This window comes from Enterococcus sp. HMSC076E04 (assembly GCF_001814285.1).
GTDB lineage: Bacteria > Bacillota > Bacilli > Lactobacillales > Enterococcaceae > Enterococcus_B > Enterococcus_B lactis.
The window spans coordinates 1-14,981 of sequence record NZ_KV815599.1 but is presented as its reverse complement, the minus strand read 5'-3'; the positions used below and the strand labels follow the sequence as shown (position 1 = coordinate 14,981).

General features: G+C 38.9%; 14 protein-coding genes, 1 pseudogene and 1 other annotated feature. Of the genes and pseudogenes, 12 read left to right on the top strand and 3 right to left on the bottom strand.

The window, feature by feature from the left end:
- Positions 1-35 precede the first annotated feature (35 nt).
- Both HMPREF2961_RS07395 and HMPREF2961_RS07390 read left to right on the top strand, forming a co-directional pair.
- Positions 36-941, top strand: a complete 906-nt coding sequence (locus HMPREF2961_RS07395; protein ID WP_083314214.1) for an alpha/beta fold hydrolase — start codon at positions 36-38, stop codon at positions 939-941.
- 91 nt (positions 942-1,032) lie between these two features.
- Positions 1,033-2,133, top strand: a complete 1,101-nt coding sequence (locus HMPREF2961_RS07390) for a lactate oxidase (protein WP_070704439.1) — start codon at positions 1,033-1,035, stop codon at positions 2,131-2,133.
- Between the two features lie 92 nt (positions 2,134-2,225).
- Here HMPREF2961_RS07390 and sdaAA read toward each other — a convergent pair whose 3' ends face one another.
- Positions 2,226-3,098: an L-serine ammonia-lyase, iron-sulfur-dependent, subunit alpha gene (sdaAA, locus tag HMPREF2961_RS07385; RefSeq protein WP_002309997.1), complete on the bottom strand. Its 873-nt coding sequence runs from the start codon at positions 3,096-3,098 to the stop codon at positions 2,226-2,228.
- Positions 3,099-3,110: 12 nt separating this feature from the next.
- The gene (gene sdaAB, locus HMPREF2961_RS07380; RefSeq protein WP_002315670.1) at positions 3,111-3,779 is read right to left on the bottom strand and encodes an L-serine ammonia-lyase, iron-sulfur-dependent subunit beta; all 669 of its coding nucleotides are present in this window, start codon (positions 3,777-3,779) and stop codon (positions 3,111-3,113) included.
- Between the two features lie 343 nt (positions 3,780-4,122).
- On the opposite strand from sdaAB, the gene rplK reads away from it, so the two are divergent.
- From rplK to HMPREF2961_RS07350, 6 genes are all read left to right on the top strand, one after another.
- The gene (rplK, locus tag HMPREF2961_RS07375) at positions 4,123-4,545 is read left to right on the top strand and encodes a 50S ribosomal protein L11 (RefSeq protein ID WP_002291638.1); all 423 of its coding nucleotides are present in this window, start codon (positions 4,123-4,125) and stop codon (positions 4,543-4,545) included.
- Positions 4,546-4,648: 103 nt separating this feature from the next.
- The gene (rplA, locus tag HMPREF2961_RS07370; protein WP_002291636.1) at positions 4,649-5,338 is read left to right on the top strand and encodes a 50S ribosomal protein L1; all 690 of its coding nucleotides are present in this window, start codon (positions 4,649-4,651) and stop codon (positions 5,336-5,338) included.
- Positions 5,339-5,416: 78 nt separating this feature from the next.
- Positions 5,417-5,544 (top strand) — a sequence feature (ribosomal protein L10 leader region).
- A 203-nt stretch (positions 5,545-5,747) separates the two neighbouring features.
- Positions 5,748-6,251 (top strand): 50S ribosomal protein L10, encoded by a 504-nt coding sequence (gene rplJ / locus HMPREF2961_RS07365; protein WP_002291634.1) that lies wholly within the window; start codon positions 5,748-5,750, stop codon positions 6,249-6,251.
- A 52-nt stretch (positions 6,252-6,303) separates the two neighbouring features.
- Positions 6,304-6,672: a 50S ribosomal protein L7/L12 gene (gene rplL / locus HMPREF2961_RS07360; RefSeq protein WP_002291633.1), complete on the top strand. Its 369-nt coding sequence runs from the start codon at positions 6,304-6,306 to the stop codon at positions 6,670-6,672.
- A gap of 106 nt (positions 6,673-6,778) precedes the next feature.
- Positions 6,779-7,468 carry a TVP38/TMEM64 family protein gene (locus HMPREF2961_RS07355; protein WP_002291632.1) on the top strand — a complete coding sequence of 230 codons (690 nt, stop codon included), beginning with the start codon at positions 6,779-6,781 and terminating at the stop codon, positions 7,466-7,468.
- Between the two features lie 81 nt (positions 7,469-7,549).
- Positions 7,550-8,740 (top strand): MFS transporter, encoded by a 1,191-nt coding sequence (locus HMPREF2961_RS07350; protein ID WP_070704436.1) that lies wholly within the window; start codon positions 7,550-7,552, stop codon positions 8,738-8,740.
- 55 nt (positions 8,741-8,795) lie between these two features.
- Here the strand turns inward: HMPREF2961_RS07350 and HMPREF2961_RS07345 are convergent, their stop codons facing one another.
- Entirely contained in the window at positions 8,796-10,328 is a 1,533-nt protein-coding gene (locus HMPREF2961_RS07345; RefSeq protein ID WP_002290558.1) for an ABC-F family ATP-binding cassette domain-containing protein, read from the bottom strand.
- A gap of 233 nt (positions 10,329-10,561) precedes the next feature.
- Here HMPREF2961_RS07345 and nagB point away from each other — a divergent pair, with 233 nt between their 5' ends.
- The 4 genes and pseudogenes from nagB to HMPREF2961_RS07325 form a co-directional block, all read left to right on the top strand.
- Positions 10,562-11,263: a glucosamine-6-phosphate deaminase gene (nagB, locus tag HMPREF2961_RS07340; RefSeq protein WP_002315673.1), complete on the top strand. Its 702-nt coding sequence runs from the start codon at positions 10,562-10,564 to the stop codon at positions 11,261-11,263.
- Positions 11,264-11,521: 258 nt separating this feature from the next.
- Positions 11,522-12,235: an MgtC/SapB family protein gene (locus tag HMPREF2961_RS07335; protein WP_002290559.1), complete on the top strand. Its 714-nt coding sequence runs from the start codon at positions 11,522-11,524 to the stop codon at positions 12,233-12,235.
- 178 nt (positions 12,236-12,413) lie between these two features.
- Entirely contained in the window at positions 12,414-13,553 is a 1,140-nt protein-coding gene (locus tag HMPREF2961_RS07330) for an AI-2E family transporter (RefSeq protein ID WP_002290560.1), read from the top strand.
- A gap of 380 nt (positions 13,554-13,933) precedes the next feature.
- Positions 13,934-14,950 (top strand): annotated as a pseudogene (locus HMPREF2961_RS07325) (DUF2264 domain-containing protein); the annotation flags it as partial.
- Between the last annotated feature and the right edge of the window lie 31 nt (positions 14,951-14,981).

Here is a 14,981-nt window from a genome sequence, read left to right as displayed (position 1 = left end):
ATACGATTGACCTTTCAAGTCTTTCTTTTTTCTATATGGAAAGGAAGAGGCGAATGACAAATCAAATCAAAAATGTATGCAAACATGCGGCTACAGCAGCTTTAGTGCTTATCAGCTTGTTTGCGATAAGTGGTTGCCAGATGACGAAGACGAATACTACTGCAGTTTCTGATAAAGAAAAAACGGTAGAATCCAGTAAATTGATAGAAAAAACCACTATTCCAACACTTTTTTTCCATGGCTACAGCGGGACAGAAAATTCCTTTAAAGGGATGTTGCAACGTTTGGAAAAAAATCAAAAAGCAGTAAAAGAATTAGTTTTAATAGTAGGAGCAGATGGACAAATACAAGCAGAAGGGGACTTGTCTGGAAAAGCAGACAATCCGATGGTCCAAGTATTGTTTGAAGATAATAAAAACAACGAGTGGAACCAAGCAGAATGGATCAAATCTTGTCTTTTGTATCTGAAAGAAAACGAGGGCATAGACAAAGTCAACATAGTGGGGCATTCCATGGGAGGGGTTAGTGCATTACGCTATTTAGGAACATATGGACAGGATACGTCATTGCCGCAAGTTCAGACATTTACGGCAATTGGTGCACCTTTTAATGATTTTGTCGATGACAGTGGGCAATCTCTGACAGAGGAGTTAGCAAAGGGGCCTGCTGTTGTTTCTAGCCGCTATCAAGATTATCAGCAAATGATCGGAAATATGCCTACAACTACTCGATTTTTCCTGATTGCCGGACAATTAGATGAAGCAGACTTGAGTGATGGGACAGTACCGTTAAACAGTGCATTAGCTGTCTATGCGTTGTTGAAACAACACGGAAATGAAGTAGAAGAAAAAATAGTAAAAGGCGAAAATGCCGCTCATAGTATGCTTCATGAAAACCAAGAAGTAGATCAGCTTGTTAGTCGATTTGTTTGGAACGAATAGCAAGAAAAGGATCCGAGAGTAAATGTTTGCTTACTTTTTGTAAGGATAGTATGATTTATATGTAATCAAGAAGATGAAAGAAGGATCTACTATGACTTATCATACAAGTAATGAAGAACATCCAATCGATATCGTAAACATTGCCTCACTAGAAGGTCGTGTAAAAGAGCGCATGGAAGCAGGAGCTTTTGGCTATATTCGCGGTGGTTCTGAAGATGAGTGGACGATGAAAGAAAATACGACTTCTTTTAATACAAAAAAAATCATGCCACGGATATTACGCGGAATCGACTCAGCAGATTTGCATACATCAGTTTTTGCAATTGAATTAGACACACCGATTATCCAAGCGCCATCAGCGGCCCAAGGATTGGCACATGAAAAAGGGGAAGCTGATACAGCTAAAGGGGTAGCTGCTGCTGGATCAATCTTTTCCATCAGCACTTATGCGAACACGACAATCAAAGATGCAGCAGATGCAGCGCCAGGTGCACCGCAGTTTTTCCAATTATATATGAGTAAAGACGATGGATTCAATGAGTTCATTTTGAAAAAAGCAGTAGAAGCAGGGGCTAAAGCCATCATTTTAACGGCAGATTCAACGCTCGGTGGTTACCGTGAAGAAGATGTGATCAATCAATTCCAATTTCCATTACCAATGCCTAATTTAGCTGCTTATAGCGAACAAAGTGCAAGTGGGAATGGCGAAGGAAAAGGAATTGCAGAAATTTATGCAGCTGCAAAACAAGGCTTGACACCAGATGACATCAAAACAATCAAAGAAATCACCAATCTTCCAGTCATCGTAAAAGGAATACAATCGCCAGAAGATGCAGTCATCGCTATCTCTGCAGGGGCAGATGGTATCTGGGTATCTAATCATGGGGGGCGACAATTAGACGGAGGTCCTGCTTCCTTTGAAGTATTGCCAAAAATTGCCGAAGTAGTCAATAAACGTGTACCAGTGATTTTCGACTCTGGCGTCCGTCGAGGAGAACATGTCTTTAAAGCTTTGGCAAGTGGTGCTGACTTAGTTGCGATTGGCCGACCAGTGATCTATGGATTGAATCTAGGTGGGGCAGAAGGGGTAACTTCTGTTTTTGAACACCTGAACAAAGAATTGTCGATCACGATGCAACTTGCAGGAACAAAAACGATTGATGAAGTAAAAAATACGAAATTGATGGATTAATAAAAAAACGAAGAGAGGCCTAACTGTGCGTCTCTTCGTTTTTTTGTGATGGAAATAACTAATCTCTTAATACTCGAAACTAGGCAGCTTTTTTACGACCTCTTATTTAAAATCTCTTCTGTAAGTCGCTTAGCAGTTGGCGTAACAGCTAAGCCGCCTTCTGCTGTCTCTTTGAAAATCGATGGCATTTGTCGTCCGACTTGATACATCGCAGCAACGACTTCATCCGGTGGAATGACACTTTCGATACCCGCTAATGCCATGTCAGCAGAGATGAAAGCTTGAGAAGACCCTAAAGCATTACGTTTGACACAAGGTACTTCAACTAAACCTGCAACAGGATCGCAAATCAGTCCCATCATATTTTTCAATGTGATGGCTACTGCTTGAGCTGCTTGATGAGGAGTCCCGTTTTTTGCGCAAACCAAAGCTGCCGCCGCCATTGCACTTGCAGAACCAACTTCTGCTTGACAACCCCCTTCTGCGCCACTAATAGAAGCGTTGTTCGCGATTACTAACCCGAAAGCGCCAGCAGTAAACAAGAATTCCAATTGCTGTTCATGTGACAAACCAAGCCGATCTCGGACAGCCATTAACACACCAGGAACAACCCCCGCACTTCCAGCAGTCGGTGTAGCACAAATCAATCCCATTTTTGCATTGACTTCGTTAACAGCTACAGCGTTGCGTACAGCCTTTAAGATCGTTTCTCCGCTCAAAAAATCTGCCTCGTTCAAATAATCATCTAATTTTTTTGCGTCGCCACCGGTAATCCCTGTGACGGAGGTGACACCTTCTTTTCCCTCGTTGATCGATTGTTCCATTACTGAAAGATTTTTTTCCATAATCGCAATGATCTGACTACGGGAACGACCGCTCATTTCCATTTCAACTGCAATCATCAATTCTGCTACACTTGAATAAGCTTTCGCTTGGTCTACTAATTCTTCAATCGATAAAAACATTTTTTCAGCTCCTTAATCGAAATAGTTTACGCTGTCGATATTTGGCAGATGTTTGAGTCTTCTTACTGTTTCTTCAACTTGAGGATTATCTACTTCAATGATCATGATGGCACTTTCGCCTTTTGATTCCCGTGTCACTGTCATAGTACCGATATTCGTATTGGTTTCAGAAAGTATACCAGTCACTTTAGCGATCATCCCTGGAACATCTTGGTGAACAACGATCAAGGTAGGTGTTCCCATGCTTAAAGAAATTTTGAATCCATTCAATTCAGAAATCTGGATATTGCCACCGCCGATCGAAATGCCAGTAACTGAAAGCTTTCGTGTTCCTTTTTTTAGAAGCATCTTTACAGAATTCGGATGTTCGGCTTTTTCACTCTTAGGAACAAACAAGACTTCCATGCCTGCTTCATATGCCAATTTCAAAGAATCAGCTAAACGTTCATCATCAGGTTCCATTCCTAATAGACCGCCAACTAATGCAATGTCTGTTCCGTGCCCCCGATAGGTTTTTGCAAATGATTCATATAGATAAATATCTACAGAATCAGGTTGCTCGCCAAATATACTGCGTACGATCTTCCCAATTCTAGCTGCTCCAGCTGTGTGGGAGCTACTTGGACCAATCATTACAGGTCCAATAATATCAAAGACACTTCTATACCTTAAATCTTTCATTTTCTCCACCTCATTTTGTTATGTAGGAATCTTTGTACAAGGGTCTAAAAAAACCGCGTTATTGTTTGCTTTCATCTGTTGAACCATGCTAGCGCAAGTGTAACATAAAAGAAGAAATGGGAACGAAAAATTGTTGTTTTTTTAGAATAAATTTAGCGTTTATTCAAGCAAAATGTAAAAATAGCAGAAAAAAATCTTGAAAAAACAAATAAATTTGCTATACTGTACCAGTGTGCATTGTTTTGCACATTATTTGTCTGGATTTTTTCAGATCAGATAAAACGTGGGAGGAGAAATATGCATCTCCAATTAACCACATCACGGACTTAAGGAGGTATGTCTCGTGGCAAAGAAAGTAGAAAAAATCGTTAAATTGCAAATTCCTGCAGGGAAAGCAACTCCAGCTCCACCAGTAGGTCCTGCACTAGGTCAAGCGGGTATCAATATCATGGGATTCACAAAAGAATTCAACGCTCGTACAGCTGATCAAGCAGGTTTGATCATTCCGGTTGTTATTTCTGTATACGAAGACCGTTCATTCACATTCGTTACAAAAACACCGCCAGCTGCTGTTCTATTGAAAAAAGCAGCTAAAATCGAAAAAGGTTCAGGTGAACCAAACAAAAATAAAGTTGCGAAAGTTTCTAGCGATCAAGTAAGAGAAATCGCTGAATTAAAAATGGAAGACCTAAACGCAGCTAACGTTGAAGCAGCAATGCGCATGGTTGAAGGAACTGCACGAAGCATGGGGATCACTGTAGAATAATCTCTACACCCTAAGACAGCAGCTTCTCAGTTGGCTCTATATTGAAAGATATAGAACACGTGGGAGGTACAACCGTTATAACCACAATCAAGGAGGAACCAAAATGGCTAAAAAGAGCAAAAAAATGCAAGATGCATTAAAAAAAGTTGATTCAAGTAAAGTTTATCCTGTTGCCGAAGCAGTAGCTTTAGCAAAAGAAACAAACATTGCAAAATTTGATGCAACAGTTGAAGTTGCATACCGTTTGAACGTAGACCCTAAAAAAGCAGACCAACAAATCCGTGGTGCTGTTGTATTACCAAACGGAACTGGTAAAACACAAACTGTTTTAGTTTTTGCTAAAGGAGACAAAGCAAAAGAAGCTGAAGCAGCTGGTGCAGATTTCGTAGGTGACGACGACATGGTTCAAAAAATCCAAAACGGATGGTTTGACTTTGACGTAGTTGTTGCAACACCTGATATGATGGCTACTGTAGGTCGTCTAGGACGTGTATTAGGACCAAAAGGCTTAATGCCAAACCCTAAAACTGGTACAGTTACAATGGATGTAACAAAAGCAGTAAACGAAGTGAAAGCTGGTAAAGTAACTTACCGTGTAGACAAAGCTGGAAACATCCATGTACCAATCGGAAAAGTTTCATTTGATGATGAAAAATTAGTTGAAAACTTTGCAACAATCCATGATGTATTGCTAAAAGCTAAACCATCAGCAGCTAAAGGTCAATACATGAAAAATGTAACGATCACAACAACATTTGGACCTGGTATCCATGTTGACCAAGCTTCTTTCTAATCAAATATTAGAACGTTGATTGATCCAACTGAAAAATAATTCTTGACTCAACTAGTTTAGCATGCTAAGCTAGTTGAGGTTAATAATTAACTTGTACCGAAGACAGTAGGTGGCTCCAAGCCTTAATTTCCTACCGAGGACGTTTATTGAATATATTCAATAGTCCCTCTATGTCTGCGGTGGCATAGAGTTTTTTATTGTGAATCACTATGAACGAAGTGAATAGATGATGAACAATACTGGTTGAGCAAAGCGAAAGGAGTTTCCTTTCGAGCAAAGCGAGTAGAATCACTATGAACGAAGAGAATAGATGATAAACAATACTGGCTGAGCAAAGAAACTATACAAGTGATTTGCCTTTTCAGTTCAAAAAACTCTTCCATCAAAATTCAGGAGGTGAAACTCAAAAATGAGTGAAGCAATTATCGCAAAAAAAGCAGCAATCGTTGATGAAGTAAGCGAAAAATTTACAGCAGCTGCATCAGTAGTAGTCGTTGACTACCGCGGATTAACAGTTGATGAAGTAACACGTTTACGTAAACAACTTCGTGATGCTAACGTAGAAATGAAAGTTATCAAAAACTCAATTCTTTCACGTGCAGCTAAAAAAGCTGGCCTTGAAGGCATGGACGAAGTATTCACTGGACCTACAGCCGTTGCATTCAGTAACGAAGATGTAGTTGCACCAGCGAAAATCATGGACGAATTTGCTAAAGAAGCAAAAGCATTAGAAATCAAAGGCGGTATCATCGAAGGTAAAGTATCTTCATTGGAAGAAATCACAGCATTGGCAAAATTGCCAAATCGCGAAGGACTTCTATCTATGTTGCTATCTGTACTACAAGCGCCAGTCCGCAACGTGGCTTACGCTGTCAAAGCAGTGGCAGACAAAGAAGATGGAGATGCAGCTTAATTGCCGCATAAAGTATTAAATAAAAAAGAACATTTAAACGGAGGAAATTATAATGGCATTGAACATTGAAAACATCGTTGCTGAGTTAAAAGAAGCAACTATCCTAGAACTTAACGACCTAGTTAAAGCTATTGAAGAAGAATTTGGCGTATCTGCTGCTGCTCCTGTAGCTGTAGCTGCTGCTGGTGGCGCTGCTGCTGCTGAAGAACAAACAGAATTCACTGTAGAATTAACTGCAGCTGGAGACCAAAAAGTTAAAGTTATCAAAGCAGTTCGTGAAGCAACTGGCTTAGGCTTGAAAGAAGCTAAAGCTGTAGTTGATGGCGCTCCTGCACCAGTTAAAGAAGGCGTATCTAAAGAAGAAGCTGACGAATTGAAAGCTAAACTTGAAGAAGTTGGCGCATCTGTAACTGTTAAATAATTTTTTAACTATTTAAAAGCACTGAGATCCTATCTTGGATTTCGGTGCTTTTTTGTTTTTATGTTAAACTATTATTTAATGAATATAGTTTTTTTCAGGAGGTAATATGAAAAAGAAAAAAATCCGATTGATTTTGATCACGTTGGGAATCGTTCTGATACTGATGGTGGGCTATCGGTTGTATTTGGAATACCAGACAGATATACAATTATTTTTGAACCCGAAAGCAAGTAAAGCACAGCTACTGGCTCATATCCGTTCTCACGGATTTTTCGCAGGGCTTCTTTTAGTCGTATTAACGGCAGTGATGTGTGCTGTTCCCGGTATCCCTACTTCGGTTATTGGTGTCATTGCCGGATTGAGCTTTGGTCCGTTCATTGGGGCAGGTATCAATGTTTTAGGGAATGCTCTGGGCAATATCTCCGCTGTGTTTTTGATGCATCGATTGAAGTTTTTAGACAAGAAAACTGAAAAAAATCATTGGGTGCGATCCATTCGGCAAATGAGACATCCAAAAATAGGCGTAATGTTAGGTTACATGATACCGGTGATCCCATCTTCTATGGTCAATTTTGCTGCAGATGCGATGAAACTGCCTCTTCAGCAAATCGTAATGTCGATCGTGATTGGAGTCATCCCTTCATCTGTGTTGTATGCGTGTGGTGGAGAAGCTCTGTTTCACGGATATAACAAAACTGCAGTCACGTTGGTTGCAAGTGTTACTGTGTTAGTAGGGTTAGTTGTCTTCATTTATAAAGATCGTAAGAAAAAACAAGGAAAACAAAGACAAAAATAATAAGTATGGCGAATAGTTGTATTTTTCTATTTCCAATCTTTTCCATAAGTTGTAAACTAAGATAGGAAATGGGGGAAATCAATGGAGAGTAAAGAAAAAACATCTTTAACAACATCGCTTATTTTATTATTATCAATCACTTGCGGCGTCGTTGTTGCTAATATGTATTATATCCAGCCGATTGGAACAAAAGTAGCAGCTAGTTTATCTGTTAGCACAAGTGCAGTCGGGATATTGACAATGCTGACCCAGTTAGGCTATGCACTAGGGCTACTGTTTTTAGTTCCTTTAGGGGACGTGGTGGATCGTCCAAAATTAATTATACGAATGGCAGCGTTATCTGCTATCTCGCTGTTGGCCGCTTTTTTTGCGCCTTCGTTTACGTTATTTGCATGCGCTTCTTTTTTAATAGGATTACTTTCGATCGTGCCGCAAATCATCATTCCTTACGGTGCGGTACTAGCGGGACCAAAAGCAAGAGGAAAAGTCATGGGAACATTGCTTAGCGGTTTACTCTTGGGGATTTTGCTTTCTCGGACGGTATCTGGTATTGTTGCCAGTCTTTTTTCTTGGCGGATGATCTATTTATTTGCTTTATGTGCCGTCGGGATTCTTACACTTCTGCTTTACTGGAAGATGCCGCGTTCTGTCCAGCAAAGTAGTACATCTGTTTCATACCTTGATTCACTCAAAAGTTTGCCGCATTTAGTTGCCTCTCAACGTTTATTAAGAGAAGCGGCAGTCAGCGGATTTTTTATGTTTGGCACATTTTCGATCTTTTGGTCTACGTTGATTTTTTATATCAGCAGTCCCGCTTACAATTGGGGGACTTTTGAAGCAGGGATATTAGCGATTTTTGGGTTGTCTGGAGCAGTCGCTGCACCTATCGTGGGACGACTGGCAGATTCTTATTCTGAAAGAAAAATTGTATATATGGGACTTGTTATGCAAACAATAAGTTTTATTGCTTTATTGGTTGGCGGAAGCCATTTGGCCATTTTGCTTTTAGCTATTATTTTATTAGACGTCGGGAATCAATTTGGTCAAGTCGCCAATCAAACACGAGTACAAGGACTAGGTGAAGCAGCAAGCAACCGAAATAATACTGTATTTATGTTTATGTACTTTATTGGAGGTGCGGCTGGTTCATTGCTAGGGACGACCATGTGGCAGCAGTATGGTTGGTTAGGTGTAACGGTTAGCGGACTTGTTTTTCAGGGATGTGCGTTTTTCTTTCAATTCGTTGTTTTTCGAGAGAAAAAAGAAAACTGAACAACAAAAAAACTGATGATCATGCTATCATCAGTTTTTTTGTCTTTTTGTCTCATTATTTTGGCTCGATCTCAATAACTCGTTGAACAAGATCTTGATAAAATTCTTGTTCATGAGAGACGATGATCACCGTTCCTGGAAATTTCTGAATGCCATCTTGTAAGCTTTCTTTCGTTTCTTGATCAATATGGTTCGTCGGTTCATCGAGAATCAGTAAATTACCTTGGTTCATTGTCAACTGTGCAAGTTTCACCTTGGTTTGTTCTCCACCACTTAATGTAGTGAGAGGTTCGCTTGCTAATTGATTGACTAGTCCAGCTTTAGCTAATTGGCGACGTAATTCTTTGATAGTTGCTTTTGGAAATTGACTACTTAAGTATTGTAGTGGTGTTTCTAATGGATTTTCCCAGTACAGATCTTGTGAAAAGTAATTGATTTTTGTGTTATCTGGGAAGTGGAAATCGCCACTTATTTTTTCGATCTCACCAATCAATGTTTTTAACAAAGTAGATTTCCCAATCCCGTTGAAGCCTCGAATGGCAATATTTTCACCAAACCGGATGGTCAAATTGATGGGTGCAAGTAGCGGTCGATCATAGCCGATGACTAAATCAGTTGTTTCCACTGCCAACGTCGTGACAATAGGAGAGAATGGAAAATCAAAGACAGCTTTACTTGCTGAAGCGGGAGGTGTCAGCCGTTCGATTTTATCTAATTGTTTTTGTCGGCTTTTTGCCATCGTTGATCGGGAACCGGCTTTGTATTTCCGAATATAAGCTTCGGTCTTTTCGATTTGTTTTTGTTGAGCATGATATTGGCGCAAATAGCTTTCGCGATTTTGTTCCTTTTGTTTTAATGCTTGTTTTAGATGGCCAGTATACTTAGTAATCTTTCCAAACTCGATGTCTGCGATATGGGTGGTGATCTGATCAAGAAATTCTTGGTCATGGGAAATCACGATATACGCACCGTCAAAATCCTGAAGAAACTGCGTCAGCCATTGGATATGCTGATCATCTAAGTGATTGGTTGGTTCATCTAAGATCAGAACATCTGGGTTTTCTAAAAGTAGTTTTGCTAAAATCACCTTTGATCGTTGTCCACCACTTAGATTTTTCAACAGTGAATCTAAACCTAAGACATCGATTCCCAACCCGCTGCTCATCTCAGCAACTAAGGTGTCGATTTGATAAAACACTCCTTGGTCTAATTCCGTTTGGAGTTTCCCAGCTTTTTCCAGCAAGGAATCATCGAAGGTCTCGCTATATGTTTGGTAAAGAAAAGCAATTTTTTCTTCCTTTTCGTATTCTTTTGCGTACGCAGTTTTTAGAAATTCTTCGATCGTTAATGTTTCATCGACTTCTACATATTGATCGAGGTAACCTTTATGAATATTTTTTTGCCAATGGATCTGTCCGTCATCTGGCAGGATCTCACCAGTGATGATTTTAATCAATGTACTTTTGCCGGCTCCGTTTTGTCCGATCAGCCCAAGATGTTCGCCAGCGTTTAATTGCAGATCGACTCCTTCATAGAGGATTTTATCGCCGAACTGCTGGGTGATGTTGTTTAATGTCAGTATACTCATAATAACTCCTTTTTCATAAAAAAACTGTAGACATAAAGCGTCCACAGTGAATCAAGTGCTTGGTTTTCATGCAACATGGATTGTTTGATTGAACCATCTTATGAAACCTAACACGGATGCCCTTTTGTTGTCAAGAAAATGAAAAAAATAGAATTTGGTCTATACTGATTATTGTAAAAAGAAAAAAAGAATGTTATAATTGGGCTATACCAAAACACAAAGGAGCAATCACTATGGAAATCATTCGTGTAAAAAACGCTGAAAAAGGCGGAAAAAAAGCATTTGAAATCATCAAAGAAGGTATGAACAAAGGTGCAAAAGTCTTAGGATTGGCAACAGGAAGCACACCAGTTACTTTATATAAAGAAATGACTTCAAGCGATTTGGATTTCAGTGAAATGACTTCTGTAAACTTAGATGAGTACGTTGGACTAGGTGGTTCAGATGAACAAAGCTACCGCCATTTCATGGATGTCCAATTATTTGATAAAAAACCATTCAAAGAAACATTTGTGCCAGATGGGAAAGCAGAAGATCTGGAAGCAGCATGCAAAAAGTATGATCAAATCATCGATGCTCATCCAATCGATATCCAAATTTTAGGAATCGGGCAAAATGGACATATCGGTTTCAATGAACCTGGTGCTTCATTTGACGGAACAACTTCAGTAGTTGATTTGACAGAATCAACGATCAATGCAAACAAACGATTCTTTGATAAAGCAGAAGATGTACCAACAAAAGCTGTTTCAATGGGAATTGGCTCGATCATGAAAAGTAAAGAAATCGTCTTGATGGCGTTTGGCGAAAGCAAAGCTGATGCAATCAAAGGGATGATTGAAGGACCTGTAACGAATCATTTACCAGCAAGTGTATTGCAAAACCACGACAATGTCGTTGTGATCATCGATGAAGAAGCAGCAAGTAAATTGTAATTTACAAAAGAGGCTGGGACAGAAGCGTTTAACTCCAAGAAATAAGAGGTAATTCACGAAAATTGCTTTTCAAATCTTTGTGAATTTCAGCTTATTTCCGAAGGAGTTGCTTCTGCTTCTGCCGTTTACACATGTTTAGAGCGTGAGACAAAAGTTTTTCTTTACTTTTGTCCCACGCTCTTTTTCGTAAGAGGTAAAAATTGCACTTTTTTTGTCTGCTCCTTTCAGACATGATATATTGGACAGGAGGGTGTTTAGATGAATGATATGGTATTGACAATTCCAGAGATTATTTTACGTTTAGGGATCGCTATGCTATTTGGCGGAGCAATTGGCTTTGAGCGACAATATAAAAATCGCCCAGCAGGGATGCGTACACATATTTTAGTTTGTATGGGAGCATGTATCATTGCATTGATCCAAGTCGAGATCGCTAGTGGAGCATTAAGAGATGCTTTAGCGTATCCACAGCTTGCTGGAACGATCCGTTCAGATGAAGCAAGGCTGATTGCTCAAGTAGTGAGTGGCGTCGGTTTCTTAGGTGCTGGAACGATCATCGTCACGAAACAATCAGTGACGGGACTTACGACTGCCGCTTCTTTATGGGCTATTGCCGGATTAGGGATCGCCATCGGCATGGGTTACTATTCCATTGCGATCATCAGTTTTATCGGGATTGCTATTGCACTCACAGTAGTGAAACGCGTGATCCATGTACCTACGACTAAAAAGTTAGAAATCCAATTTATCCATAGAAAAGAAACCAAAGATTTTCTTACCGATTATTTTGAAGAGAAAAATATCGTGATCGAAGATGTGAATTTTGATGTGAAATTCGTTGATGACTATCGTGTATATAAAAATATATATACGATCGATCTTCCTAAAGGACTCACTTATGCCGATGTGATCGAGGAATTGTCCGTGCACAAAAATATCACAAAGCTGCATTTAGTCAGTATTGCGCAATAAACGATCTGCCCAAAACGATTTTTATTTTGGGTGGATCGTGTTTTTGTTGAAGTACTCTTCTGATCAGTATAATACCTTTCCTTTTTTATTTTGTTTTTTTTAAGCAAATGAAAATCTCAGCGCGTAATTCTTTGTTAAATGATAAAATAGAAGTATCAAAGGAATTTGGAGGAGAGGTATGCAATCACGTTTTAAACAATCAAAATTATTTTTCTGGACAGTGGAGCTAGTACTCACGATCGTCGGCGTGTATTTTATTTTACAAATGCCGAATATTTTTAGTCCAATATTGAAAATGCTTTCGGCTATTTTTTTGCCGTTGCTTGTGGCTGGTTTTATCTATTATATGTTCGATCCAATCGTTGTTTTTCTCGAAAAGCATCGGATTCCGAGAGTGTTCGGTTTTTTATTGACATTTTTGGTCGTGATCATTTTAGTTGTTTTGACTGTCATGAATGTAGTGCCTCAGTTAGTGGAGCAGACGATTCAATTGACTCAGAGCCTGCCAATCTATGCAGATGAAACAAGCAAATGGTTAAATGAATTGGCGCAGCGAGAAGAGTTTAAAAATTTCAATTTGGAAGAACAATTAGCATCAGCGAATTTATCTCTCAGTAATTTGTTCAATATCATATTGGTCAGCTTATCTGCAAGTGTCACTAAAATCATTTCATTCATGATGCAATTTTTTATTTTGTTATTTACCGTTCCATTTATCTTGCTGTTTATGTTTAAGGATGGACACAAATTTATTGATGCGTTGTCTCATTTTTTTCCGAAAGCGATTCGTAAAGAGTTGCGCCAAACAGTGAAAGAATTAAATGAAACATTGTCTGCCTATATCAGCAGTACGATCTTAGATGCTTTGATTATTGGTGTGATGAGCTTTTTGGCAATGAGAATATTCAATCAGCCTTATAGCTTATTGCTTGCGGTCATTTGCGGCATCACGAATATTATCCCATATGTCGGCCCTTTTATTGGAGCAGTACCAGCAATCATTGTCGGTTTGTTTATCTCTCCATTTCAAGCTTTGTACATGGCGTTGTCGATTCTAGTGATCCAACAATTAGATGGAAATTTGATCAAGCCGTTGTTGTTTGGGAAATCAATGAATATCCATCCACTGACGATCATCTTGGTATTGATTGGAGCAGGAAGTGTCGCAGGAATATTAGGCATGCTGATTTGTATACCTGTCTATGCAGTCATTAAGACGATAATATTAAATATCCGGAAAATCTATTTATTGAGAAGAATGGAACATGTTTCTGAAAAGTTAGATAGTCCAAAAGTGCTGGAAGAAACAAGTGAATAAGCCTATTTAAAAGGGGATCTTAGCGTTCATTTTATTTAGATGTATGCTGAGATTCTTATTTATATGATCCAGTGGATGCTTTTTTATAACCTAACCGTTCCGTCCTGTTTAGGGTGGACGAATTAACAAATCATGGGGTAAATATTGTTTACTGGAAATGGCTCAAAGGTATATTAGATTTCTTTCATTTTAGATAGAGTAAGTAAAAAGAAGAAATCACAAGAAATGCTTCCAAGAGAAAACAATACTAAGTGTGCTAACATATTAAGTTTTGATTATCCTGCTTTCTCACTCATTTTATTTTCATCTCACTCAGAAGTCTCTCCTGAAACCGATTTTCTACCATGGTATCCTAAAGAAAAAGAATTCGGAGGGTTGTCATGAATCAGTTAAAACAAAATCTATTTTTGACGCGGCGCGATTTCGAAGAAGCACTAGAGGAGATGATTCTGCCTTTAAAACAGGGACTATTCAATAGTGAAAAACCAGGAGTACGTCTAGGGAGTAGCGGCGCTGTTTATGACGAGAAGAGAGCAGAGATGGAGGCATTTATTCGTCCATTATGGGGACTGGCACCTTATTGGATGAATAATGGGACGAAAGATGAGTTGAAAGACATCTATCGAAAGAAAATCTTGAAAGGGATGAATCCAAAAGATTCATTTTATTGGGGAGATATTAACGATTATGATCAATATATCGTAGAAATGGCAGCGTTATCTTTGAATCTGTTATTGAATCGAAACTATTTCTTTGATGAACTGTCAGGCACTTCCAAACAACAGTTGATTCATTGGCTAAAACAAGCCTTAGATAAAAAAATACCTAAAAATAATTGGACATTTTTCAAAATTTTGATCCGAATCGCTTTAAAACATTGTGGTGAATCATTAGATAAAGAAAAAATGGAAGCAGAATTACGCTTTATTGACACGATGTATGTAGGAAAAGGCTGGTATATCGACGGTAAATCTTCGCAAAAAGATTACTATGTTCCTTTTGCTTTTCATTATTATGGATTGATTTTTGCCAAATTAATGAAAGATGACTTTCCTGAATGGTCAGAAAAATTCATCGATCGTGCAAAAGAGTTTACGAAGGACTATATTTATTATTTCGATTCCGATGGAGAAGCGTTACCTTATGGACGAAGTCTCATCTATCGATTTGCACAAGGTGCTTTTTTTTCTGCATTGATTTTTGCAGAAGCGGAAGCAATCCCTTGGGGTCAGATAAAGACGCTTCTTTCCAACCATATGAAGCAGTGGATGACACACGATATCTTTACTTATGACGGACGGCTATCCATTGGGTATCATTATGAGAACCTTGTGATGGCAGAAGGTTATAACGCACCTGGGTCTCCCTATTGGGCATTAAAAGTATTTTTATTACTATATAAATTGAGTTAAATTGTATTCGTTTTTC